General features: G+C 55.5%; 1 pseudogene. It reads left to right on the top strand.

The features are described from left to right. Positions 1 to 308, top strand: a pseudogene (locus K5S59_RS30620) (GGDEF domain-containing protein); the annotation flags it as partial.

Raw genomic sequence — 308 nt, 5'->3', positions numbered from 1 at the left:
AATTGAGCCAGTCCCTGCAGCAAGTCAGCCGCTTGTTGACCAGCCGCGCACGTCAGCGAATTGAAGAAGATTTCATCATCACCCTCAACGGCGATTACCTCGGCCTGGGTCGGGTCATTGATGTGCTTAAGCTGATCACCGAGCTGAAGATCCAACAAGCGCGGTACGCCAACCCACTGACGCTGCTACCCGGCAATGTGCCGATTCAGCAATGCCTGACGCGCTTGCTGCAACAACGGCGCGAGTCAGTGATCTGCTACGTCGATATCGACAGTTTCAAGCCGTTCAACGACATCTATGGCTACGGG

The sequence above is a fragment of the Bacillus sp. BML-BC051 genome (assembly GCF_019656175.1).
GTDB lineage: Bacteria > Bacillota > Bacilli > Bacillales > Bacillaceae_G > Bacillus_A > Bacillus_A mobilis.
Note: the sequence above shows the minus strand (reverse complement) of the source record. Positions and strands in the feature narration are given on the sequence as shown.